A 24590-nucleotide genomic window follows, 5' to 3' on the forward strand; every position below is an offset into this window, starting at 1 on the left:
CCATGCTAGATTATGATGCGCCACTGTATTTAATTAGCGTGGTGGCTAAGATTTTAGGGGTGCACCCCCAAACTTTGCGCCAATATGAAAAGGAGGGCTTGGTAGAACCTAAGCGCACGGATGGCAAAATGCGTCTCTATTCTCAAAGAGATGTGGATAAAATCAAGACAATCTTACGCCTCACGCGCGATATGGGTGTGAATTTGGCCGGAGTGGATATTATTCTGCGTCTTAAAGATCGCCTAGATGAATTAGATCGCTTAAATGAGGAGCTTCAAACTCATTTGCAAACAAATGTCCCCACAAAGCCCGAAGTGAAACGCCTTGAAAAAACTTCTTACGAATTGATTTTATTTAAGAAAGCTTAAGAGTTTTGCCCCGCCTGCAAGGCAGGGCAGGCAGACTACAGAACTATTTTTCTTTAAAAGTTGCCGCTCTGCCGGTAACTTTGATGGTAGGAGCTTTAAAAGCCTTTTTGATCACTTCATATCTTGGCAAAAGAATCGTGTCGCATTGGCATTCCGCAACGGCTTTATTGAGCAACAATTCTGTCATGTTAGGATTAGCGGGATCGTAAGGCATTTCTGCGCTGACCACACCACCTATTTTAAAATCGTTGCTGTTAAGTTGCACCGAATAACTGACATTGCGATCAAACTTTGCTGCTACCGTGCGTGTGCATCCGCTCACCAATAAACCCACACACACACACACACCTAGAGACACTGACCTAAAACGCATAAACTCCCTTTTGTATAAATTTCCCCCAACTTGAAATTATACTCTATTTTTCAACCAAAATCTGCATTTTACCCTTTTCAAGTGCCACAAAAAGGACTTTAGTCCCATGAGAGGAATAGACCAGTTTCTTATTCTTATAGGCATCGTAATCTTGATCAAAAGCGATACGGAAGATGCGCTTGTGATCGTTATTGGGATAGGGAGTGATATTGACTTTAGAGAAGCGGATAGTTTTATCCTCATTTTTGCCAAAAACATGGGTTTTAAATTTTTCATAAGTCTTATAATCCATACCATTGGCGTGTTTGAAATCTGGAGCATAAAAATTCATGTAACTCACAAGATCATTTTTTGCCCATGCACTGCGCCATGTATAAAGAGAACTAAGCAAGGCCGCTAATTCATCTTGGGTTGCGTATTTAAACTCTCCCTCATAAACAATGAGTAAGGTTTTTTTATCCTTGAGGCGTGTGCCATAATCTTTTAAAATGGGGTTTTGTATGGCAATGCAACCTTTGGTGTTGAGCTCATCGCGCTTGCCATCTAAAGGCAGGCCATGGATCCAAATGCCATGCCCGTTGCGTTTGCGCGCCACATCAAAAGGATTGGGATAATTGGTTTCTAGGGCAAAAGGCCCATAATAGGCATCTAAACCTGTGAGTTTTTTTAGAATCTGATAAACCCCAATAGGCGTGGCCTTATCCCCTTCTGTAATTTTCTCTCCCGCTTTAGAGCCTACTAAGGCGGTGCTCTCATTGACCTTAACAATCTTTTCGCCCTGCAAAGCATATAGAATTAATTTTGGATCGGCCTTATTGATGACAAAAAGGTAGTCAAGATCTTCATAGTAGCCATAGCTGATGTCATGTTTTTCTAGCACATCTTCCCAAAACTCTTTTTGGGTCAAATAGGATTGCAAGAGTCGTTCGATAGAGGCGATCCCTTTTTTATGATAGGCCTTCACAAAACCCATCAAGGTGTCCGCGCGCAGACCCACAACGCAGAGAAACGCAACTAACAAAACCCGTGCCCATAAAACCCTTTTAAGCATAAACACCCCTATTAAAAATTAAAAAATGCCTCTATTCTACCACATAACCCATTTTTTTTAACCCCTCTCTTTCCCTGCTCCAATTTTTACACACCACAACCTCTAATTGCAAAAAAACTTTTTTGCCCCCCAAAGATTCCATCTGTAAGCGGGCTGCACGGCCAATTTTTTTAATGACATTCCCCTCCTTGCCAATGATCATCTTTTTTTGACTTTCTTTTTCTACAACAATTTGTGCCTTGATGCGATCAAGTTTGTCCCCCTCCTCAAAATGCGTCAATACAACCGCGCTCGCATAGGGAATCTCCTCACTTAGATACACAAAAAGTTGTTCGCGAATCATCTCTGCATAAATCTCGCGCATCTGCGCATCGCTTAAACTTTGGGGATCGTAGTAAAAGGGAGATTCGGGCAAGAGTTCTGCCACATTGGCTAATAAAATGTCTATGTTTTTATATTTGCTCGCGCTCAAGGGCACTAAGGCATGGAATTTATCGCCATAAGCCTGATAGGGCGCGATCTTGGCAAGCAGATCTGCATGGGTGAGGGTGTCGATTTTATTGAGTGCTAGAATGTGGGGTTTTGTGCTAGCAAAACTTAAAAAGTTCTCATAATCTCTTAAGTCATCATGCACGCTTGCTAAGAAAAGCACCAAATCGCAATCTTGCAAAGCCCGCATACTCTCCTCTTGCATGGCTTGCTCTAAAAGTTTTTTGGGCGAGGCGATTCCGGGTGTGTCTACAAACACCATTTGGCAGGCATTCCCTTGAGAATCTGTATAAGGCACAATAGCTTTAAGAGCCTTGCGCGTGGCGTGCGCTTTGTGCGAAGTTAAAGCTAAGTGTTCATTCACCAACGCATTTAACAAGGTGCTCTTGCCGGCATTGGGGCGACCAATGAGGGCAATAAAACCGGCTTTACTCATAAAATAAAACGGGCGCGATCCACATTATCCACAAGATTTTCTAGCTTTTTAGCAACATTTTCTTTTGTGATCAACACTTGTTGCCCCTTGTAGCTAGATGCATTGAAGCTCAAATCTTCTAAGACCTTTTCAATAGTGGTGTGTAAACGGCGCGCGCCGATGTCTTCGGCATTTTGATTGGCCAAATAAGAAAGTCTAGCTAACTCTCTAAGGGCCTCTGGGTCAAAGACAAGTTCTACACCCTCCACAGATAAGAGAGCTTGATATTGCTTGATGATCGAGCTTTTGGTGCGTGTGAGAATAGCAAACATGATCTCCTCAGAGAGACTTTCTAATTCCACGCGCAAGGGGAAACGCCCCTGTAGTTCAGGAATGAGATCGCTAGGCTTGCTTAATTGGAATGCGCCAGCTGCAATGAATAAAATATGATCAGTGGCCACAGGGCCATATTTGGTATTGATCACACTCCCCTCTACAATGGGTAAAAGATCGCGCTGCACGCCCTCTTTGCTGGGGTCTTGGCGGCTTCCCTCCTTAACTCCAACAGCGATCTTGTCAATTTCATCAATAAAGATCACCCCAGATTGCATGGCGCGCTCCACGCCCTCAGCCTGCACGCGTTCCATATCCAAAATCGTTTGGGAAACATCATGGCGCAGAGCTTCCTTTGCCTCCTTGATGCTCATCTCTTTGCTGACTTTCTCCCCCTCACGATTTAAGACTTTAATCAGACTCTCTTGCACTTTAATAATTTCAGGAGGCACGTTAAAGTCTCCCTCTAAATGCTTTTTACGCAACTCGATCTCAATTTGCACATGATCTAAAGCCCCGCTCTTGATCTTCTCTTTGGTTTTTTCAAAATTGGAGGCGTATTCCTCCTTTTTGGTCTCACTCACCCCATTAGGCAAAGCCGGGAGCAACTTTTTAGCAATGCGTTCCACAATAAGCTCTTCGATCTTTTCTCTATTTCTTTCCTTGTGTTCGTTCTCCACTAAATTAATGCTCGTGGCGACCAAATCACGCACCATAGACTCCACATCGCGCCCCACAAAACCCACTTCAGTATACTTGCTTGCCTCCACTTTAATAAAGGGTAAGCCCATCATCTTGGCCATGCGCCGTGCGATCTCTGTTTTGCCAACCCCCGTTGAGCCGATCATTAAAATATTCTTAGGGGTTACTTCTTCTTGCAACTCTTTGGGCAGTTGTAACCTGCGCCAGCGGTTGCGCAAAGCAATAGCGATCATTTTCTTAGCGTCTTTTTGTTCGATAATATAATCGTCCAAATAATCTACAATCTCTTGGGGAGTCATTTCTAATTTCATGGTAATTCCAAGATTTTAATGTTGGTGTTGGTGTAAATGCAGATTTCTCCGGCAATTTTGAGCGACTCTTCTACTAAAGTTTTAGGGGGCAGTTTGGCGAATTGATCCAGAGCGCGCGCTGCACTCAGCGCGTAATTGCCCCCACTCCCAATAGCGGCAATCTTACCATCCTCAGGTTCGACCACATCCCCCGTTCCACTCAAAATAAAGATGGATTGCTTGTTGAGGACAATCATCATCGCCTCTAAACGGCGCAAAAATTTATCCTTGCGCCATTCCTTACTAAAATCCACCACGCTTTTAAATAAATCCCCTTTTTTGCCCTCCAAAATGCGCTCAAACATGTCAAAGAGACTAAAAGCGTCCGCAGTGCTTCCAGCAAATCCGCTTAAAATTCGTCCGTGATAAAGAGTGCGAATCTTGGTCGCGTTGCCCTTGAGGACACAATTCCCAAAACTCACTTGCCCATCGCCCCCGATGATGGCGTAATCCTTGCCCTCAAAATGCGTTTTATAGCCTAAAATTGTAGTTGCATGGAACATCTATTACTCAGCCACCACATCAATTTTTAACACGCCATGCACCCCAGCCCCTAGTTTGACTTCAATTTCATAAATCCCGGTGCTCTTGATAGGGGTTTTTAGCTCGAGTGTTTTTTTATCTATCTCTAAAGAATGTTGCGCGCGCAGGGCTTCGACAACTTCTTCTTTGGTGATCGATCCAAACAACGCCCCATTTGCCCCCACTTTTTTAACGATTTGTAGAGTGATGCTCTCTAACTTTTTGGCGATCTCTTGTTTGTGGGCGAGTTCTTGGGCTTCTAACTCTGCGCGTTTTTTCTGATTAGCCTTGTAGTTGTTGATAGTAGCTGAAGTGGCAAGTTGGGCTAAATTTTTAGCTAAAAGAAAGTTTTGACCATAACCATCTTTCACTTCACACACATCCCCCGCTTTGCCCAAATTTTTCACATCTTTTAGTAGTAAAACTTTCATGCAACTCCCTTTTTTGTTAAAATTGGCTATTATAAAGCATTAGATTTAAAATGCCTTTAAGAAAATCTTGCTTATTTAAGGACTAAATAACCTGTCTTGATAAGTCAAGTATAAAAAACATCATGATGATTTTTTAAATCATTCACTGCATTTAAAAATCCCCATTGTTGAGTGATGGCGTTTTTGACCTTTTCTGTGATTTGCTCTAGCTGGCTAATATCTTTAGGGATGGGGATTTTTAGCTCTTTCCATCTATCGGCAATGTTTGGTAAGGTCGTGTCTATAAAAATTTTGTTTTCAAGTTGTTTATAAGTAATTATATGAGACATCGCATATAACAAATATTCGGGTGTTATCCCATATTGCTTTGTAGCGTTTTGCGTATTTACTCTAAGGACTAATATTTCCCTTGTCAGAATAACATGCGTGTCGTTTGGAGAAACCATTGCCACGCTACCTATTCTGTAGCTTCCTCGTTTGACAAATAATATATCTTTTGGCTTGAGTCGTTTAGCCTTAGAAAAAAGCCTATTATATTCGTCTAAAGGAATCATGGCTGTGGGGTCTTTGTAGATTTGCCAATTCACAATGTCCTTAACTCTTATGTAGGGAATTGAACCCTCACCTTTTAGCTCCCCTTTAGGCGAGCCATGCCCGTCAAAAAAACTAATGCACGCATGATCGATCAACTCTTGCAAAGAAACCGTGTTTAGATTTTTTCTATGGGCAATGTCTGCGATTTCAAGTTCTTTACTTTTCCAAAAGTATCTAGGGATTAAAATATCACTCTCAATCACCCTGTGTGCCTCTACTTCAAAGGTGTATTTCTTTTCATCTACCCTTCCCTTCACTTCATCAATGATTGTCAGCGTGTCGTCTTTGACACTGCCATCAGCATTATAAATCACTTTGCCATTATGATCGTGTCCTGCAAATTCAGCCACAGCCATATGGATAAATCTCTGTTGTTTTGCGTCCTTTTGGAGGATTAAGATGATACACTTGGCGTTGTTGTGCGGTCTAAATGTGTTGTGGGGGATGTCAATGAGCCACTCGATATTGTGTTTGTATAAAAACTCTCTGACATATCTCGTGCTGGGGGCGTGGAAGTAGGTTTCAGGCAAAATGATCGCCAATCTGCCCCCCTTTTTTAAAAGTTGTAAATTCCTTTCTAAAAACAGCGTTGAAACATTGCCTTCCTTCTTATTTAAATTCAACGCATATTGGGCTAGTTTATCCTTGCCCGTTACTCTTATATCTTTTCCAAAGGGCGGATTTGAAAAGGAGATGTCAAAGTTTTCTAGTTTTATTTGGCTTTTTGTGAGCTCGCCCCAATTTTTGGGCAATTCCAAGCTGTCTTCACAAAAGATACCCCCCTTGCCATCGCCCAAAATGGTCATATAGGCCTTGCCCACTTTTGTTAAAAAGCTGTCTTTTTCAATTCCCCTAATGTTCTTGATCGCCAAAGCCATCTTTTCTTCGGCTCTGGAAATTTCGTTTTCAATGGTTTCATCTAGGGTATGCCAAAGGTATTTTAACGACTCAACTAAAAACCCACAACTCCCACACGCTGGATCGATGATGGTGTGCTTTTTGTCTGGCGCGACAATTTCCACCATTAATCTCACTACATTTTTGGGCGTAAAAAACTGCCCTTGAGAACCCTTTAACGAGTATCCTATAAAAACTTCAAACGCATCCCCCACGCTGTCCCTATCAGTTTCAGTGATACAAATATTTTGAAGCTTGCCCACCACTAATTTTAGGGTTTTGCCATCAAAGGTTATGGCATCTTGTTTATTTAAAACATCGTCATACTTCTGCTGTATGTCCGCAAAAAGTCCATTAATTCTACCGCTGACTTCTTCATCACTCTCATCTATCGATGCTCTAAATCTCACCATTTGATCATGAGCAGTAAAACGCTCATCGTAAATTTTGCAAAGGATCAATAAAATCATCTCTTTAGCGATTTGTTCATCTCGATTCACGCCTGTGCTGTTAGCGACAATCCGCCCCCTAATCTCTTTAAAAATTTCTTTTAAGTTGTGCGTGGGTTTTAAATCTTTTCTTAGATACTTTCCTATCTCGCTTAATTTTTCATTGTGCTTGGGGAAAGCCGTTATCTCTTCAAAAGTAATATTTCCAGACTTCTCTATCTTTTGGATATAAACACTCTCCTTACCATTAAACCAAATGCCTATGTGCGCTTCACAAAATCTAAGATAGTCTTTTAGTTGCTCTATTCCATCTTTTCTATCTTTTTTCTTGCACTCCACGACAATTTTTAGCCTTTTCTCATTCTGTATTGTTTCAAAAACAGCAATGTCAATGGGATAACCTTTTTTGTCAGATGGGCTTGCCTTGACTCTGTATTGTGGGTGTGCTTGTATGAGATTTTTGGGATAACCATAGTCTTCGTGGAGTATCTTTAAAAATGGTTGCACCGCCTCTTTCTCTTCAGGGCTTTCCCTAATTTCTTTACCCGAGATAAAATCCCTCAACTTGTTCGTAGTTTGCTCGCTCATAATCTTCATCTACCAAAGTTACAAATTCTTGCAACATCCCCTGAAACGCCCGTTTTTGCTCTTAATTCCATATTGCTTTCTCCATAATAATCCTTCGTTGCAAAAATCTATTATTAAAATCCTAGAGAGATTCATTAAATGTCAGTCCTCTTATTGTAATAAGAGCAACTAATCCCATACCTCAAACCAAAAAGGCTAAATTTTAACTCTATAGCTTCTAAGGCGAGTTGGGTTTGCAGGGACTTAAAGCTGCCTTGAAAATCTGCTTTTTTGGCATCTAAATAGGCGCGTGCGTGCGCGTCGTCTGTATAGAGCGGTTCGCCCACAATGGGGAAACCTAGCGCGCTCAAGTGCAGGCGGATTTGATGCGTGCGCCCGCTTAGGGGAGTGATTTTAAGGTGTGTGCGCTGGGTGTGAGGACAAAAGTTTAAAATTTCTATAGTGGTCGCGCTAGGCTTGCCCTCTTTGGCAATCTGGCAACGGATGGCCAAATCCGCGTGCTTGATCTTGATCTTGGGTTCTAAAATTCTTAAGATCACACTAAAAGGACCTTGTGCGTAAGCGCGCACATCCCCCTGCACCCATGCCTCATAAGTTTTTTTAATTTGACGCGCGCTAAAAAGCTCTCTTAATGCGTTTTCATAACGCTTCTGTGTACTCACCATCACTAATCCGCTGGTCTCATAATCGAGGCGGTGGATGAGGCGCGCCTCAGGGTTATGCGCATACACGCTTTCATAAAGACTATGACTCTTGTAATTTTTAGGGTGAGAGTAGAGATTTTTAGGCTTGTAGTAGATGTCAAAATAAGGACTGCTAAAGATAGGGTGTAAATTTGCAGACTCTGAGGCTTTAAAGTGTAATAGAGCAACTTGACCGACTATGTGCGCGGATTTGCCCACCCGCACCCCCTCAAGAGTGCGCAAACGCCCCCGATCAATGTGGCTTTGGGCGCGCGCGGGGTTGCAGTTTAACACTTGCGCGACAAAGCGCCACGCTGGTGTAGGGGTGGAAATCTCAAAGACTTCGCGCACAAAGGGCATTACAAGCAGGCTTGCACAAAAGCCTTAAAGAGAGGATTAGGAGCAATGAGGCGGGAGGTAAATTCGGGATGGTATTGGACTCCTATAAAAAACTTCTCTGCAGGGAGGGCTAGCCCTTCTATGAGCTGATCTTGGGGGCTGTGTGCCACCACTTCTAAACCATGCTGGGCGTAGGATTCTACATAAGCCTTGTTGATGGTGTAGCGGTGGCGGTGGCGTTCTTGGACTTCCAGCGCGCCATAAGCCTTCGCAATGGGCGAGCCCTCTTTGAGCGCGATGGTGTGCGTGCCTAAGCGCATGCTAGAACCCTTGTGGGTGATATTCTCCTGACTCTCTAGCAAATGCACCACCGGATGCGCGCATTTAGGATCAAATTCGCTCGAATGCGCTCCGTGCAAACCTAGAACATGCCTTGCAAACTCAACCACCATCAACTGCGCTCCCAAACACACCCCTAAAAAGGGGATATGGTGCGTGCGGGCGTGCGTGATGGCGTTGATCATCCCCTCAATCCCGCGCGTCCCAAAGCCCCCGGGCACTAAAATACCTTGTAGATGATCTAGGGCTGTAGCCACACGCGCGCGCAAATGTGCTTCTGTTTCGCCCTCTTGCAATTCCAGCTCTTCGCTATTAATAAAGACCACTTCGACTTTTACCTGCAAATGCGCGCCCACACAAACCATGCTCTCTAAATAGCTTTTATAGGATTCGACCAAATGCACATACTTACCCACAAAGCCGATTTTGATCGTGCGCTTGGGGTTGAGGATATGGGTTACGAGGTTGTCCCATACTTGCAGTTTTTGGGTGTCTGGTTGGGCTTGGATATTAAAATGGGTGCAGATCGCCTCTAACAAACCCTCTTTGAGATATTCTGAAGGGCAGGCGTAAATGCTAGGCACATCCCTAGCCTCGATGACATTCTCTACAGGCACATCGCAACTACTGGCAATCTTTCTCTTGAGCTCAAGACTTAAGGGCTGGCTACAGCGCGCCAAGATGATATGTGCGCTCACTCCCAAGCGGCGCAACTCGATAATGGAGTGCTGGGTAGGTTTGCTTTTGAGTTCCTGACTGGTGGGAATGTAGGGCACTAGACTTACATGCACATTAGCCACGCGCGTGCGTCCTAAAGTGTTCTTAAGCTCTCTTATCGCTTCTAAATACACCATGCCCTCAATATCCCCCACAGTGCCCCCCACTTCTACAATGAGAAAATCTTTTCCCTCGCCTAGCTTTAAGATCCGCTCTTTGATCTCATCTACAATATGGGGGATCACCTGTATAGTTTTGCCTAGATACTTGCCCTCGCGCTCTTTTTCGATCACGCTTAGATAGATTTGCCCGGTGGTGAAGTTGTTTTCTTTGGAAAAATCTTTGTTCAAAAAGCGTTCGTAATGTCCGATGTCTAAATCTGTTTCACTCCCATCCGCAGTTACAAAGACTTCGCCATGCTCAAAGGGGCTTAGGGTTCCCGGGTCAATGTTGATATAGGGGTCGATTTTGAGAATATCCACCTTAAAATTACAGAGTTTAAGCAAGTGGGCTAGAGAACTAGAGGCTACACCCTTGCCCAAAGAACTCAATACCCCCCCTGTGATAAAAATAAATTTGGTTGCCATAGCGATCCTTTTCTAATAGAGAGTAACGATGAGATAATTGTTTTTTTGCGCAATTTTATAGCTATAGCGTCCATCAAGAGCGATGGCAAATCTATAAAAATTGGTGTGAGTTGTGAGCACCACTTCATTGACCCGTTTCTTGTAAATCTTAAGGGTTTCTCTTAGCGTGGGTTCTTCGCGATCAATATCAATCACGATGCGATAAGGATCGAGCAAAATAAAAGATCGCTGGATTTTAGAGGTGGTGCGTAGGTATAGCTTATTCTCGCGAATCCAAAAAGTGAAGTTTGCGATCTGATAGGTGCTCTCTTCGGGCTGTAAAAACGCCTTTTCTTGGGTAATTCTTAAGGGATAGTGCCAATCGATGCGTTGGCCAATATTGATCTCTTTGGTATGAATGGAAGCATCAAGGTCTTGATAAGTGATGGTGATCTTGGTAAGTACGCGCGCAGTAGTAGGGAGGGTAAACTTGATAGATTTAAAATAATCGGCCACATTTTCATCAAACATATCTAGGTGATTGTCCATCTTCTTAGCAGGCTCAAAGGGATCATCTCTAGCAACAAGCAAATGCAGGGCAAATACAATCAGAATAAATAAAGTGCGCATCAAGGTGTACTTAAGCGGGGTTCAAGCTCTTTGAGTTCAAAGAGTTGTTTTTGTAATTTAGCGTTTTCATACCGCAGATTTTGCGCGCTAGCTTGCAAACTCGCTTGTTTTTCTTTAAGAGTGTTGAGCACTTCAAAGGAAGTGTCTCCAAACAATAAATTTCCGATATAAAGCCCTAAAAGAACAAGCCCCGCAAAACCCATGAGTACATAGCGGTACAAATAAGTCAATTGCCACAAAGTTAAAAACATGGCAATCCTTTAAGAGAGAGATGGGGTTTTCTGAGAAAAATGCAATTTTTCTTTAATCTTTGCTTCAATTTCTAGGGCTAATTCTGGATTTTCTTTGAGTAGCAACCTAGAAGCTTCCTTGCCCTGCCCTAATTTTTTATCTTGGTAACTAAACCATGCGCCATTTTTCTCCACAATCTCCAATTTCACTCCGTAATCAATCAACTCGCCAACACGGCTAATCCCCTCGCCATAGATCACATCAAATTCTGCCTCTTTGAAAGGCGGAGCGACTTTATTTTTAACAACCTTTACTTTGACGCGATTGCCTATAGATTGATCGTTTTGCTTGAGGGTAGCGATACGGCGAATATCCAAGCGCACACTAGCGTAGAATTTTAACGCATTGCCCCCGGTGGTGGTTTCTGGACTACCATAGCCCATCATGCCAATTTTCATGCGGATTTGGTTGATAAAAATAAGAGTAGTGTTCATTTTGTGTAATACGCCCGTGATCTTGCGCAAGGCCTGACTCATCAAGCGCGCTTGCAAACCCACATGTTGATCTCCCATATCTCCCTCGATCTCCGCGCGGGGAGTGAGTGCGGCTACAGAATCTACCGCGATCACATCCACGGCTCCACTGCGCGCTAGAGTTTCTAAAATCTCTAGGGCTTCTTCACCGGTATCTGGCTGAGAGATGAGCAAATTATCCACATCCACGCCTAGCTTCTTGGCATATTCGACATCTAGGGCATGTTCGGCATCAATAAAGGCGCAGACTCCTCCCTCTTTTTGCGCTTGTGCAATGACATGCAAAGTGAGTGTTGTTTTTCCACTTGATTCAGGGCCATAAATTTCTATGATGCGCCCCCTAGGCACACCCCCAATACCTAGCGCCATATCTAAACCCAAAGAGCCCGTAGAAGTGGCCTCAATAGGCTCAATTTCTTTATCCCCCCAACGCATCAACGCACCCTTGCCAAAGGTTTTATCAATTTGTCTGATGGCCAAGTCTAAGGCTTTTTGTTTTTGTTCGTCCATGTGTTCCCCTTAGTAAAAGTTGCCATTCTAACAAAAGTATTGCTAAAACTAACTTAGTGAAATAAAGAAATATTTAACTTAAGATGTGGCAAAATCGGGCATATTTTTTTGCATTTTTCAGGGAGTCCATGCTGAGGTTGCTAGGGTTTGTGTGTGCGCTATGTTTGGTAGGGTGTTTGCAACCTATGCAAGATCCGCAAGCTGAAAAAGTGGACTCGCAGGTGCAATGTGGTTTTGGTTCAAGCGGATGTTAAAGTGTTAAATGTTTAAAAGGAAATATCATTGTCAGGCGAACTTATAGGGGTTAAAAAGGCAGAGGTGATTTACGATATGCAGAGTGCGCAAGAGTTAGGACTCTTGCAAGAAGGGCAACCGGTAGCGGGCGCACAAGCTATCTTATTTGGGGAAAGTCAAGAGGCTTTAGAAATTCTGCGCCATTCCTGCGCGCACCTGATGGCACAAGCCATTGCACAACTCTACCCCGATGCACAATTTTTTGTCGGTCCTGTGGTAGAAGAGGGCTTTTACTACGATTTTAAAACCCAAACCAAGATTTCAGAGGAAGATTTAGCGCGCATTGAGGCTAGGATGTTAGAAATCGCCAAGCGCGCCCACCCCATTACTAAAAGCTATTGTAGCCGCCAAGAAGCCCAGCAACGCTTTAAAAATGACTCTCTTAAACGAGCCGTGATGGCCAATATCCCCGATGACAAATTGAGCATTTACGCGCAAGGGGAGTTTGAGGATTTGTGTCGGGGTCCCCACTTACCCAATACAAAGTTTCTACAGCACTTCAAACTCACTAAGCTGGCTGGAGCTTACTTGGGAGGAGACGCTAGCCAAGAGATGTTACAGCGCATTTATGGAATCGCCTTTGCCACCAAGCAGAGTCTAAAAGACTATTTAACTCAATTAGAAGAAGCTAAAAAGCGCGATCACCGCAAATTAGGGCAGGAATTAGGACTCTTTAGATTTGATGAGGAAGTGGGGGCAGGTTTGCCAATTTGGCTACCCAATGGTATGCGTTTGCGTAAGCGTATAGAGGATTTATTGAGTGTGGCATTGTTGCGTAGTGGGTATGAGCCCGTGCGCGGTCCTGAAATCCTTAAGAGTAGCTTGTGGAAGATCAGCGGGCATTATGAAAATTACAAAGAAAACATGTATTTTACGACCATTGATGAGGTGGAATACGGCATTAAGCCTATGAATTGTGTGGGGCATATCAAGGTCTATCAGCACGCTCTGCGCTCTTATCGCGATCTCCCCTTGCGTTTTTATGAATACGGGGTGGTGCATAGGCATGAGCAAAGCGGGGTTTTGCATGGACTTTTGAGGGTGCGTGAATTCACCCAAGATGATGCGCACATTTTCTGCCGTTTTGATCAGATCAAAGCAGAAGTGCAAGCGATTTTAGCCTTCACTAAAAGGGTGATGGGAGCTTTTGGCTTTGATTATGAAATGGAGCTCTCCACCAAGCCTACTAAATACATCGGGAGCGATGAGGTGTGGGAGCAAGCCACTAGCGCGCTTAAAGAGGCCCTAGAGGAACAGGGTGTGCCCTTTAAGGTCGATGAGGGCGGGGGGGCATTTTATGGACCTAAGATTGACATCAAAATCACGGACGCGATTAGGCGCAAATGGCAGTGTGGCACCGTGCAGGTGGATATGAATCTACCCGCGCGTTTTCATCTCAGTTATGCGAGCGAACAAGACAGCCCAGAAATGCCTGTGATGATTCACCGCGCCATCTTAGGATCGTTTGAGCGTTTTATCGCCGTGCTTACAGAACACTATGGCGGAAATTTCCCATTTTTCATTGCACCCGTGCAGGTCGCGCTCGTGCCCATTTCTGCAGACCAACACGATTACGCACAAGACCTTTGCACCCAACTACGCCATGCAGGCATTTTTGCAGAAGTGGCAAACAAAAATGAGAGTTTAGCCAAGCGTATCCGCACCTTAGAAAAACAAAAAGTGCCCCTGATTGCGGTGATAGGGGCTAAAGAAACCCAGGAGAATGCCCTAGCTATTCGCGATCGCGCTTTAGGAGAACAATACACTATGGACAGCAAGGAGTTTATCAACATGTGTCAAGAGAAAATGCAAGAGGTTAGTTTTTGAGTAAGGATGTCTTGTTGAATGACGCGATCTCCTTTAGAGAAGTGCGTTGCGTGGGCGATGGAGGCGAGCAATTTGGCATTATCAGCGCAGCAGAGGCGTTAAAAATCGCACGCAACAAGGGCTTAGATTTAGTGCTCATTAGTGCGAATGCTAAACCCCCCGTGTGCAGAGTGATGGACTATGGCAAATACTGCTACCAAGCCGAGAAAAAACTCAAAGAAGCTAAAAAGAAACAAAAGCAGATCGAGATCAAAGAGATCAAACTCTCCACCCAGATCGCCCAAAACGACATCAATTACAAAGTCAAACACGCTAGGGAGTTTATAGAGGAGGGCAAGCATGTCAAATTTAAAGTGGTCTTGCGTGGAAGAGAGAGTCACGACCCTAAAGCGGGTTTAGATGTCCTGCAACGCGTGCATGCGATGATGAGCGATATTGCGGACGCGCAAAAAGAACCCAAGACAGAGGGGCGTTTTGTGATGTGGCTCTTCGTGCCTCAAAAAAAGTAAATTTAACAGAAAGGAGAAGACATGCCTAAGATGAAAACCAATCGTGGGGCAGCCAAACGCTTCAAGGTGAAAAAGAGCTTGATCAAGCGTGGGAGTGCTTTTAAAAGCCATATTTTGACTAAAAAAAGCCCTCAGAGAAAAGCCAATCTCAATAGCCCCCACTATGTGCACCCTACGAATTTGCATTCTGTAGCTAGCATGTTGTGTAAAGCGTAGTAAATCCCCCTTGCGTGCCTTTTGCACAAACAGGGAAAGTTTGATCTAAATCACACCTATAAGGTAAAGGAAAATTATGAGAGTTAAAACCGGTGTGGTGCGCCGCCGCCGCCACAAAAAAGTCTTAAAACTAGCGCGCGGGTTTTATAGCGGACGCCGTAAGCATTTTAGAAAAGCCAAAGAACAATTAGAACGCAGTTTATGCTATGCCTTTAGGGATCGCAAGCAGAAAAAGCGCGATTTTAGAAGTCTGTGGATTGTGCGTATCAATGCGGCATGTCGCATGCACAATACGAGTTATTCTAGGTTCATGCACGCTTTAAAGAGCGCAAATATCGAGCTCGATCGTAAGGTCTTAGCGGATATGGCGATGTCAGACGCGCACGCTTTTAGCGCGTTATTAGAGCAAGTTAAAGTGCATCTTTAACTCAAAGGCGCGTTAATGCGCGCCGAGTATTTTTAGTAATTTTACCTTCACGCGCTTTGCTAATGCGCCCCATCCTTCAGCTAGTAAGCGTTGTTTTACGATCTAAAGAATTGTTTAAAAATCTCTACATTCCATTTTTAAAAATGCTACCTGAAATTACTTGAATGAGATTACTCGTTGATTAACCCTAATATTGTAAAATAAGCCTATCAATACAGTAAAGTTTTGGCATGGGTTTGGGGCGTTTATTTTTCAACCGAGAACTTTCATGGCTACAATTTAACACGCGGGTTTTAGATCAAGCTTGCGATACTAGGCTACCTCTTTTAGAGCGTCTGAAGTTCTTAGCAATTTATGGCACGAATTTAGACGAGTTTTACATGATTCGCGTGGCTGGACTTAAGCACTTGAGTGAGGAGGGTGGGCTTAAGGTGGGGGCTGGTCAAATGAGTCATGACGAACAGCTTAAGAGCATCCACCACTATTTGCGCACCGAGCAACACGTGGTGCAGGAGCAATTTTTGCACCTCAAGGAAAAACTAGCCGATGCGGGTTTGTGCTTAGTGGATGGGGTGCAGGAGCTTTGTCAAAAACATCAAAACAAATTGCAAGATTACTTTGAAGATACCCTTTACCCTTTAGTCGTGCCCATCGTGCTAGATTCAGCGCGCCCTTTTCCTTTTTTAAGTAATTTAAGCTTTGGGTTGGTGCTGAGTTTAAAACGCTACAAACATGCGCATAAAATCTACGGAATTATTAAAATCCCTGCGGTAGTCAAGCGTTTTGTAGAAGTGGAAAAAGGATTGTTTGTCCCTGTTGAGGAAGTGGTGCGCGAATTTGCCCCTCTGCTTTTTGAAAAACATGATGTGTTGGCTAGCATGGTTTTTAGAGTAACCTGCGATGCGGATATGGAGATTATCGAGGATGAGGGGCATGATTTAGCGGAGTTGGTTAGCAAGGGTTTGAGGACGCGTAATCGGGGCGATGTGGTGCGCTTGGAAGTGAGCGGGTCGCATGAAAAATTACTAGAATTTGTGAAACATAAAATGCCCGGGGTGGATGTCTATAAAAGCCATATTCTATTAAACTTGGGTTCTTTATGGGAATTAGTGAATGCCAAAGGGTATAGCGCGCTCAAAGCCCCCACTTTTCATCCTAAGGTGCTCCCCCCTTTAAGTGATTTGGAAAATCATGCGGATATGTTTGATCTGCTGGATAAACAAGATATTTTTCTCTTCCACCCTTATGAGAGCTTTGATCCCATTGTGCAATTTATCCAAGATGCAGCCAAGAACGAGCAAGTGCTCTCTATCCGCATGACTCTCTATCGTGTGGGTAAGGAATCTCCCCTTGTGAAGGCATTGACAGAAGCTGCTCCCCATAAACAAGTGAGCGTGCTTGTAGAACTCAAAGCGCGCTTTGATGAAGAAAATAATTTACATTGGGCTAGAGAGTTAGAGGATGCTGGTGCGCATGTCATTTATGGCTTACCTAAGTTGAAAGTGCATGCCAAACTCGCCCTTGTGGTGCGCAAAGTAGGGGATCAAATTAAAGAGTATGTGCATTTGAGCACGGGTAATTACAATATCCAATCAGCCAAAGTTTATACAGACATCAGTCTGCTTACCTCCAATAGACAGATTGCTTATGATGTCTTAAAGTTATTCCACTCTCTTAGCACAGGAGTGTCTGGCAAAACGCATCTACAAACTCTCTTTATGGCACCCAGACAGATTCGCGATCAAATGCACAATCTCATTCAAGCAGAAATGCGCTTTAAAGAAAGGGGGCGTATTATTCTAAAGGCTAACGCCTTAGTCGATCCGGACATTATTCAAGACCTCTACGAAGCGTCGCGTGCGGGAGTGAAGATCGATCTTATTATTCGGGGCATTTGTTGTTTGCGTCCTCAAGTAGAGGGCATGAGTGAAAATATCCGCGTTTATTCCATTGTGGGCAAATACTTAGAACACGCTCGTATTTACTACTTTGCCCACGACCCTGCTAAACTCTACTTTTCTAGTGCGGATATGATGACACGCAATTTAGACAAACGCGTAGAGTTGCTAATTCCTGCCCCCTCTAAGACAATCCAGCGTAAATTATTTCATATTTTGCATACCCAGCTTAGAGATACTGCCCAGTCTTATGCGCTAGAGCCCGATGGCACTTATAGCAAAACCCCATGCGAGGATGTCTGTTTTGATGCGCAGGCTTTTTTCGAACAGGAGGTGGAAAAAGCGCATGGCTAGAGTTTATGATGTGGCCAAAAAGCTTTTGTTTGCGTTGGAACCTGAGAGTGCGCACGCCTTAGCCGAGCAGGGCTTGAAGTTTTTAAGTGGATGTCCTTGGCTAGCGCGCCCCTACCAACATCCCATGCTAGAAAATGAGATTTTAGGTATGCGCATGCCCAATCCTATCTGTCTAGCGGCCGGGTTTGATAAAGACGCCACCATGCTAGCTGGGTTAAATCAGCTAGGTTTTGGAGGGGTTGAGGTGGGCACGGCCACCCCGCGCCCTCAATATGGCAACCCTAAGCCCCGTTTATTTAGATTTCCTGAACAAGAGAGCTTGCAAAATGCGATGGGATTTAATAACAAGGGTATCACACGCCTAGTGCAACGCTTAGAGCGTGTGCGTCCTTTAAATTGTCTTGTGGGAGTCAATGTGGGCAAAAATAAAGACACCCCCCTAGAAAAAGCCCTAGAAGATTATCAAAGCGTGCTAACAACAAGCCTAGGAGTGGGCAACTATTATGTTTTTAATCTTTCCTCGCCCAACACGCCCAATCTTAGAGACTTGCAAAATAACGCCTTTGTGGGCGAACTTTTTAGCATGGCGCGCGCGCTCACACACAAGCCACTTTTTTTAAAAGTCGCCCCCGATTTGCCCAGTGATGCGCTTTTAAAAGTCTGTGCTAGCGCGCTTGAACATGGCGCACATGGGATTATCGCGACCAATACCACAATGGAATATAGCCTTTTGCCCGGGGCTAAGAGTGTGGGGGGGATTAGTGGGCAAGTTTTAAAAGCTAAGAGCCGAGAAGTTTTTAAGCACATTGCACAGGCATTTTTTGGAAAGGCGATTTTGGTTTCTGTAGGGGGGATTGATAGCGCGCAAGAGGCATATACGCGGATTAAAATGGGCGCGCATTTTGTGCAGGTTTTCACGGGTTTTATTTATCAAGGCCCGCTGATCTGTAGACAAATCAATCAAGATATAGTAAAATTACTCCAAAGAGATTCTCTAGCCTCCTTAAAAGAGGCTATCGGGATTGGGCGGTGATTAGGAATGTTGTTGTGGATTTTGCGGGTTTCAATCTTAATTTTATTAGGAGCGTTCATGGCTGATGCAACAGAACAGAAATGCCCATCTTGTGCGCTTTTGCCTAAATACTACAGCACGACTTTAGACAATGGTTTACAGGTTGTCGCTGTGCCCTTGGCCAATAAAAGCGGGGTGATCGAGGTAGATGTGCTCTACAAAGTGGGTTCGCGCAATGAGATGATGGGTAAAAGTGGGATCGCCCACATGCTCGAACACATGAATTTTAAAAGCACTAAGCATTTAAAAGAGGGCGAATTTGATGCGATTGTAAAGGGTTTTGGAGGGGTGAGCAACGCTTCTACTAGCTTTGATTACACCCGTTATTTTATCAAGGCGAGCAACACGCATTTAGATAAATCCTTAGAGCTTTTTGCGGAAATGATGGGGTCTTTGCAACTTAAAGAAGAGGAATTTTTGCCCGAGAGAGAGGTTGTTGCCGAAGAGAGATTATGGCGCACAGATAACTCTCCTTTGGGCTATTTGTATTTCCGCTTTTTCAATACCGCTTTTGTGTACCACCCTTACCATTGGACTCCCATCGGTTTTATGGAAGACATCAAAAATTGGAAGCTCAAGGATATTAAAGATTTTCACTCCTTGTATTACCAACCTAAAAATGCTATCGTGCTTGTAGTGGGGGATTTAGACCCCAAACAAGTTTTTGAACAAGCCAAAAAGCATTTTGGCCCTATCAAAAACAACACGGCTAGCAACATCCCCGGGGTGTATATGCAAGAGCCTTTACAAAATGGCTTGAGAGAAACCACTATCCACAAACAAGACCTTTCTTTAGAGTGGTTGGCCATTGGCTATAAAGTCCCTCCTTTTGCCCACAAAGATCAAGTAGCCCTCAACGCTTTAGCCAAATTGCTCACTCAGGGCGATAGCAGTTTGCTTAAAAAAGATTTGGTTGATCAAAAGCGTTTGGCTTCTCAGGTATTTGCCCAAAATATGGAGCTCAAAGACGCGAGCGTGTTCTTGTTTATTGCAGGGGCTAACCAAAATGTAGAAGCTCTCAAAATCAAGCAAGAAATCTTAAACATCCTAGATCAAATCAAACATGGCGGAATCACCCAACAGCAACTAGATAAAGTTAAAGTAAATCACCGCGCAGATTTCATCGCCAGCTTGGAAGATTCCTCAGATGTGGCTGAAATCTTTGCCGAATATCTCACACAAGGAGATATTAAAGATATTGCAGAATACCAAGCCCAGTTTGACGCGTTGGAGGTTAAAGATATTGTCCGTGTCGCCAATGAATACTTCCGCGATAATGTCTATAGTAGTGTCGTGCTTAAGCCTTAAAATATGAATGCTCTGAGTGCTTTAATCACCCCCTTTAAAGCGGATTTACAAGTCGATGAGCTGACCTACGCCAAACTCATCGAGCGTCAGATTAAACAGGGTATGGACGCGTGCGTGCCTGTGGGCACCACTGGCGAATCGGCAACTCTGACCCATCAAGAGCACATGCGTTGTATTGAAATCGCCATTGAGGTGTGTAAACCTAAAGGGGTCAAGGTTTTGGCCGGTGTGGGGAGCAACGCGACCAGCGAGTCGATCATGTTGGCTACTTTCGCCCAGAAAGTAGGCGCAGATGGGATTTTATGCGTGAGTCCTTACTACAACCGCCCCACTCAGCAAGGACTTTTTGAGCACTATAAAGCTATTGCTAACTCTGTAGAAATTCCTTTAATTCTTTATGATGTGCCCGGGCGCACAGGGGTGCAAATTGCCACACAAACCGCAGCTAGACTTTTTAAAGAGGTCAAAAATGTCGTGGGGATCAAAGAGGCCTCCGGGATGATGCAAAGATTGCCCGATTTGGATCGCTTTGCTGAAGGGATTTTAATCTACAGCGGTGAGGATAAACTCAACCATGCCATTATGGCTTGTGGGGGTGTGGGGGTGATTTCTGTAACGGGGAATTTACTCCCTAATAAAATTTCTGCATTGGTGCAAAGCGCGCTCAAAGGGGATTTAGCCACTTCGCGCGCGATCCAAACAGAGCTTTATGACATCAATACAGCTCTCTTCTGTGAAACTAACCCCATTCCTATCAAAGCAACAATGCACATGGCAGGCTTGCTTCCTCATCTAGTTTACCGACTTCCCCTAGTGGCTCCTAGCGTAGAAAATTTACATTATTTAGAAACCATCTTAGAGAAATACGAGGTATTGGCATGAATGTATCAGAGCAAACCATGCGGGGTAAAACCTTAGTGGTGAGTGGAGCGACACGCGGAATTGGTAAGGCAATTGCTTATAGATTTGCCCAAAATGGAGTCAATGTAGCGTTCACTTACAATAAAAACGAGGAAGAGGCCACCAAAATCGCCACCGATCTTGAAGCGACTTATAAGGTAAAAGCCAAGCCCTACCGCTTAGATATTTTAGAACCTGAACAATATATTGATCTGTTTAAGCAAATTGATACAGATTTTGATCGCGTGGATTGCTTTGTTTCTAATGCGATCATCTATGGGCGCTCTGTGGTAGGGGGGTTTGCTCCCTTTATGCGTCTCAAGCCTAAGGGTCTAAACAATATCTACACCGCCACCGTGCTAGCCTTTGTCGTGGGAGCACAAGAGGCCGCCAAACGCATGAAGCTTGTAGGCGGGGGAGCGATCGTTTCTTTGAGCTCTACAGGCAACCTAGTCTATATGCCCAATTATGCCGGACATGGTAATTCCAAAAATGCAGTGGAAACCATGGTTAAATACGCCGCTACAGACTTGGGCGAGTTTGGAATCCGCGTGAATGCGGTAAGTGGAGGGCCTATTGATACGGATGCGCTCAAAGCCTTCCCAGACTATGCAGAAATTAAGCAAAAAGTAGAAGAACAATCTCCCTTAAAGCGCATGGGGCATCCTACAGATTTAGCCGGTGCAGTGTATTTTTTATGCGACCCGACTCAGAGCGCGTGGCTAACTGGACAAACAATCGTTGTAGATGGTGGCACAACCTTTAAATAAGGGTTGATCCTTGTATGACCATTTTTATAGAGAATAGTCCCGAACTCCAAAGTGCTAGGAGATATATCCTTGTTGCGATGTCGTTGGGGTTGGTGCTTTGGCTCGCTGTTTCTATCGGCTTGCTCTCTTGGTTCTTAGACTTCAAAGGACTTCTCGCGATTTTCAAGTCTTATCTTTTTTTATGGCTCACCATGTTTATAGCCCAAGTAGTAGGCTATTACAAACTAGCAAAGGTGAGCCGTAATCTCTTGCTGTTTAGGTATGCCGCCTTTCCTTATATTGCTGACGCGCTTTTATCCTTGTGTGGGTTGTTGTTGTCTAAAAGCATTGTAGATATTGTAGGTATGGCGTTGCTCAAGTTTTTAACCTTAGTTTTTTATGCTTACTATAGTTACTGCTTGTGTGCAGAGCTCACACGCGTAACCCAAGACCCCTTATTCAAGCGCGGAGTGTTGGTTATAGGGCTGTGTTTTGCGTTCATTTTATCTGTGGGGGCAATTTTAGGGAATGCACACGTATATAGAATTGTCATTTTTGGAGTGGGGGCGTTGGGGGCGTTGGGGGCATTAGCAGGTTGGGGCATGATTATGCTGGGTTTTGTGCGACTCAAACAAATTAGTTGCCCTTAAGAGGCATTTATGCTAGCCAAATTTGCCCGCAATATCCCCAATATTCTAACCATCCTACGCATTTTCCTAGCGATTTTTTTGCTCTTTTTTATTTTGCATGGGGAATCGGTATTCAAGCTATCCACACTTTATGCCAACTACATCGAATCGTCGATCTTCTTGGGTGCCGCGCTCACGGATTTTTTAGACGGCTATATCGCTAGAAATTACCACCTCAAAACCTTGTTTGGAGAAATCTTTGACCCCCTCGCCGATAAAATCCTCATCTTGGCTGCCTTTTTAGGTTTGCTCTACTTAGATCGCATCAATCCGTGGGTTCCCTTTGTAATCTTAGGGCGAGAGTTTTTCATCGCAGGTTTGAGAATCTCCGTCTCCAACATGGGTAAAAGCATTGCAGTGAGTCGTTTGGGCAAATATAAAACTTTCTTACAAATTATTGCCATCAGCTCTCTTTTGGCGGACCTGCACTTGGGCAGTGTGGTCGTGGGGTATTATTTAGTTGCCCTTGCCCTCTTTGCTACCCTCTATTCGGGTATGGATTATGTGATCAAATACTACCGCCTTGTGCGGACTTTGGAAGTTTAGTGGGCTGGCTTGCCTCCATTATAGCTTTAGGCTTTTTGATCTTCTTCCACGAATTGGGGCATTTTGTAGCAGCGCGTGTGTGCGGGGTGGGAGTGGAAGTTTTTAGTATCGGTTTTGGGCGCAAACTTTGGGCTAAACACTTGGGCAACACCCAATACGCTCTCTCTGTGATCCCGCTAGGAGGCTATGTCAAACTTCAAGAAAACCCTATAGAGAATCCAAAGAGCTACCCTAACCAACCTTTTTATAAAAAGCTCGTTATCTTAAGCATGGGTCCCCTCTTTAATCTCTTGCTTGCCTTTGGGATTTATCTGGGCGTAGGCTTGGTAGGGCATGCCAGTTTAGCCCCTGTGGTGGGCGCACTCGCCCCTGAGATGCCCGCTATCAAAAGTGGAATCAAAGTAGGGGATCGCATTGTATCCGTGAATGGCACAGCCATTAAGGATTGGGAATCTCTTTATCAAGCCATCCAGCGCACACAAGGGGCTATTACACTACAAATTCAGCGCGATCAACTCCTCCATATCACCCTCACCCCCACCCTCAAAACCACGCAAAACGCCTTTAAAGAGAGCGTGCAAACCAAACTTATAGGCATCGCCCCATCTAAAGAGCAGATATGGATACGCTATGGGTTTTTGCAATCCACACAACGCGCTTTTGGCCAGCTTGTGGATATGTGCGCGCTGATTTTTAAAGGGATTGAAAAACTTTTTATAGGCGTGGTGAGTGTGTCTGAAATTAGCTCGGTAGTAGGGATTGTGGATTTTATGGCACACCAACAAAATCTAGCCTTACTCTTGAGTGTTGCTTTTATTTCGATCAATTTAGGGGTGTTAAATCTTTTGCCCATTCCCGTGCTAGATGGAGGGCAGATGGTCATCGTGCTCTATGAAAGCCTTACTAAGCGTAAGCTCAAAAGCGAGCATTTAGAAAAGCTCAATTTGCTAGGCATAGCTTTACTCATCGCCTTGATGGCTCTAGGCTTGTTTAACGATGTGCGCCGCTTGGCAGGCTAACCCTTCAAAATTTCACCTCTGTAAAACTCTTTTAGCTAGCCTTGTTGTGTCGATTTACGCACCCTTGAGAGCTGAGGATTCGGGTATTTTTTTAGGGGGTGGTTTTCAGTATGCGCCTTTACTCTCCACGCTCCCCCCCTTAAAAAAGAACATCTTTATGGGGGCGATGTAGAAATGGGTTGGATGAGTTTTTTATGCCAAAAAAAATCTAAGAATAGCCCCTATTGCGCCAAGAGTAGCCCTTTTGGAATGCGCTTCTACGCCCTTTTTAACCGCCAATTTGGTAACCATAACACCTTGCAAAATTACTTTGCAGGGGGTGCTCTCGACTTACTCTTTAATTTCCTAGACAACACCACATGGACTTTTGGGGGCTTTGTGGGGGGAGCTGGTGGGGGGAGTGTTTGGAAGTTGCCCAACAACTCCTATGCCAATTTCCAATTTATGATCAATGTGGGTTTGCGCTTTACATACGCTTATACAAGAGCTCTAAATGGGAGCTACAAATGGAATAAACGCATCAAATGGCAGAAGATCGCATCCCTACAATTAGGAGTTATAAAACTTATAGAGATATTGTTGTGTTTGTGAATTACACATGGGGGACATGCTGGGGAACTTTGCGCAACTGCCACCAAAAAGACATCGTCCCTTACAAACTTTCTCAATAAG

26 protein-coding genes are annotated in these 24590 nt (G+C 44.2%); 14 read left to right on the plus strand and 12 right to left on the minus strand.

The window, feature by feature from the left end:
• The first annotated feature begins 2 nt into the window (after nt 1-2).
• Complete coding sequence (locus HFELIS_RS04445; protein ID WP_013469339.1) at nt 3-368, plus strand: heat shock protein transcriptional repressor HspR; 366 nt, start codon at nt 3-5, stop codon at nt 366-368.
• Nucleotides 369-411: 43 nt separating this feature from the next.
• On the opposite strand, the gene HFELIS_RS04450 is transcribed toward HFELIS_RS04445, so the two are convergent.
• The 12 genes from HFELIS_RS04450 to recA all read right to left on the minus strand — a co-directional run bounded on the left by HFELIS_RS04450 (nt 412) and on the right by recA (nt 12110).
• The gene (locus HFELIS_RS04450; RefSeq protein ID WP_013469340.1) at nt 412-741 is read right to left on the minus strand and encodes a hypothetical protein; all 330 of its coding nucleotides are present in this window, start codon (nt 739-741) and stop codon (nt 412-414) included.
• Nucleotides 742-784: 43 nt separating this feature from the next.
• Nucleotides 785-1792, minus strand: a complete 1008-nt coding sequence (locus tag HFELIS_RS04455; RefSeq protein WP_013469341.1) for a L,D-transpeptidase Cds6 family protein — start codon at nt 1790-1792, stop codon at nt 785-787.
• A gap of 31 nt (nt 1793-1823) precedes the next feature.
• Complete coding sequence (gene era, locus HFELIS_RS04460) at nt 1824-2717, minus strand: GTPase Era (RefSeq protein WP_013469342.1); 894 nt, start codon at nt 2715-2717, stop codon at nt 1824-1826.
• Nucleotides 2714-4030 (minus strand): HslU--HslV peptidase ATPase subunit, encoded by a 1317-nt coding sequence (gene hslU / locus HFELIS_RS04465; RefSeq protein ID WP_269446231.1) that lies wholly within the window; start codon nt 4028-4030, stop codon nt 2714-2716. The genes era and hslU overlap by 4 nt, the downstream gene beginning before the upstream one ends.
• Before the next feature lie 8 nt (nt 4031-4038).
• Nucleotides 4039-4584: an ATP-dependent protease subunit HslV gene (gene hslV / locus HFELIS_RS04470; protein WP_013469344.1), complete on the minus strand. Its 546-nt coding sequence runs from the start codon at nt 4582-4584 to the stop codon at nt 4039-4041.
• Between the two features lie 3 nt (nt 4585-4587).
• Nucleotides 4588-5034 (minus strand): 50S ribosomal protein L9, encoded by a 447-nt coding sequence (rplI, locus tag HFELIS_RS04475; protein WP_013469345.1) that lies wholly within the window; start codon nt 5032-5034, stop codon nt 4588-4590.
• Between the two features lie 104 nt (nt 5035-5138).
• Nucleotides 5139-7562, minus strand: coding sequence for an N-6 DNA methylase (locus HFELIS_RS04480; protein WP_148229938.1), 2424 nt, complete (start codon nt 7560-7562; stop codon nt 5139-5141).
• Between the two features lie 134 nt (nt 7563-7696).
• On the minus strand, nt 7697-8605 hold the full coding sequence (locus tag HFELIS_RS04485; RefSeq protein ID WP_013469347.1) for a pseudouridine synthase family protein: 909 nt from the start codon (nt 8603-8605) through the stop codon (nt 7697-7699).
• Nucleotides 8605-10227, minus strand: a complete 1623-nt coding sequence (locus tag HFELIS_RS04490; RefSeq protein ID WP_013469348.1) for a CTP synthase — start codon at nt 10225-10227, stop codon at nt 8605-8607. Before HFELIS_RS04490 ends, HFELIS_RS04485 begins: the two co-directional genes overlap by 1 nt.
• Nucleotides 10228-10239: 12 nt before the next feature.
• A complete protein-coding gene (locus HFELIS_RS04495; RefSeq protein WP_013469349.1) occupies nt 10240-10836 on the minus strand; it encodes an AMIN domain-containing protein in 597 nt (198 codons plus the stop codon).
• On the minus strand, nt 10836-11087 hold the full coding sequence (locus tag HFELIS_RS04500) for a hypothetical protein (RefSeq protein ID WP_013469350.1): 252 nt from the start codon (nt 11085-11087) through the stop codon (nt 10836-10838). Before HFELIS_RS04500 ends, HFELIS_RS04495 begins: the two co-directional genes overlap by 1 nt.
• A 9-nt stretch (nt 11088-11096) precedes the next feature.
• Nucleotides 11097-12110 (minus strand): recombinase RecA, encoded by a 1014-nt coding sequence (gene recA, locus HFELIS_RS04505; RefSeq protein ID WP_013469351.1) that lies wholly within the window; start codon nt 12108-12110, stop codon nt 11097-11099.
• Nucleotides 12111-12392: 282 nt separating this feature from the next.
• On the opposite strand from recA, the gene thrS reads away from it, so the two are divergent.
• The 13 genes from thrS (at nt 12393) to HFELIS_RS04575 (ending at nt 24509) form a co-directional block, all read left to right on the plus strand.
• Entirely contained in the window at nt 12393-14231 is a 1839-nt protein-coding gene (gene thrS, locus HFELIS_RS04510) for a threonine--tRNA ligase (RefSeq protein ID WP_013469353.1), read from the plus strand.
• Nucleotides 14232-14242: 11 nt separating this feature from the next.
• Nucleotides 14243-14740: a translation initiation factor IF-3 gene (gene infC / locus HFELIS_RS04515; protein WP_197531894.1), complete on the plus strand. Its 498-nt coding sequence runs from the start codon at nt 14243-14245 to the stop codon at nt 14738-14740.
• Between the two features lie 21 nt (nt 14741-14761).
• A complete protein-coding gene (rpmI, locus tag HFELIS_RS04520; RefSeq protein WP_013469355.1) occupies nt 14762-14956 on the plus strand; it encodes a 50S ribosomal protein L35 in 195 nt (64 codons plus the stop codon).
• Nucleotides 14957-15032: 76 nt separating this feature from the next.
• The gene (rplT, locus tag HFELIS_RS04525; RefSeq protein WP_013469356.1) at nt 15033-15383 is read left to right on the plus strand and encodes a 50S ribosomal protein L20; all 351 of its coding nucleotides are present in this window, start codon (nt 15033-15035) and stop codon (nt 15381-15383) included.
• Between the two features lie 230 nt (nt 15384-15613).
• Nucleotides 15614-17635, plus strand: a complete 2022-nt coding sequence (gene ppk1, locus HFELIS_RS04530; protein WP_013469357.1) for a polyphosphate kinase 1 — start codon at nt 15614-15616, stop codon at nt 17633-17635.
• Nucleotides 17628-18668, plus strand: a complete 1041-nt coding sequence (pyrD, locus tag HFELIS_RS04535; protein WP_013469358.1) for a dihydroorotate dehydrogenase (quinone) — start codon at nt 17628-17630, stop codon at nt 18666-18668. The genes ppk1 and pyrD overlap by 8 nt, the downstream gene beginning before the upstream one ends.
• A gap of 6 nt (nt 18669-18674) precedes the next feature.
• Nucleotides 18675-20015, plus strand: a complete 1341-nt coding sequence (locus tag HFELIS_RS04540; protein ID WP_041302797.1) for a M16 family metallopeptidase — start codon at nt 18675-18677, stop codon at nt 20013-20015.
• A 3-nt stretch (nt 20016-20018) separates the two neighbouring features.
• Nucleotides 20019-20897, plus strand: a complete 879-nt coding sequence (gene dapA / locus HFELIS_RS04545; protein WP_013469360.1) for a 4-hydroxy-tetrahydrodipicolinate synthase — start codon at nt 20019-20021, stop codon at nt 20895-20897.
• A complete protein-coding gene (locus tag HFELIS_RS04550) occupies nt 20894-21685 on the plus strand; it encodes an enoyl-ACP reductase (RefSeq protein WP_013469361.1) in 792 nt (263 codons plus the stop codon). Before dapA ends, HFELIS_RS04550 begins: the two co-directional genes overlap by 4 nt.
• 14 nt (nt 21686-21699) lie before the next feature.
• A complete protein-coding gene (locus tag HFELIS_RS04555; RefSeq protein ID WP_013469362.1) occupies nt 21700-22314 on the plus strand; it encodes a hypothetical protein in 615 nt (204 codons plus the stop codon).
• Between the two features lie 9 nt (nt 22315-22323).
• A complete protein-coding gene (gene pgsA, locus HFELIS_RS04560) occupies nt 22324-22899 on the plus strand; it encodes a CDP-diacylglycerol--glycerol-3-phosphate 3-phosphatidyltransferase (protein ID WP_013469363.1) in 576 nt (191 codons plus the stop codon).
• Complete coding sequence (rseP, locus tag HFELIS_RS04565; RefSeq protein ID WP_013469364.1) at nt 22899-23918, plus strand: RIP metalloprotease RseP; 1020 nt, start codon at nt 22899-22901, stop codon at nt 23916-23918. Before pgsA ends, rseP begins: the two co-directional genes overlap by 1 nt.
• Before the next feature lie 183 nt (nt 23919-24101).
• Nucleotides 24102-24509: an outer membrane beta-barrel protein gene (locus tag HFELIS_RS04575; RefSeq protein WP_158305098.1), complete on the plus strand. Its 408-nt coding sequence runs from the start codon at nt 24102-24104 to the stop codon at nt 24507-24509.
• Nucleotides 24510-24590 lie beyond the last annotated feature (81 nt).

This window comes from Helicobacter felis ATCC 49179, assembly GCF_000200595.1.
Lineage (GTDB): Bacteria > Campylobacterota > Campylobacteria > Campylobacterales > Helicobacteraceae > Helicobacter > Helicobacter felis.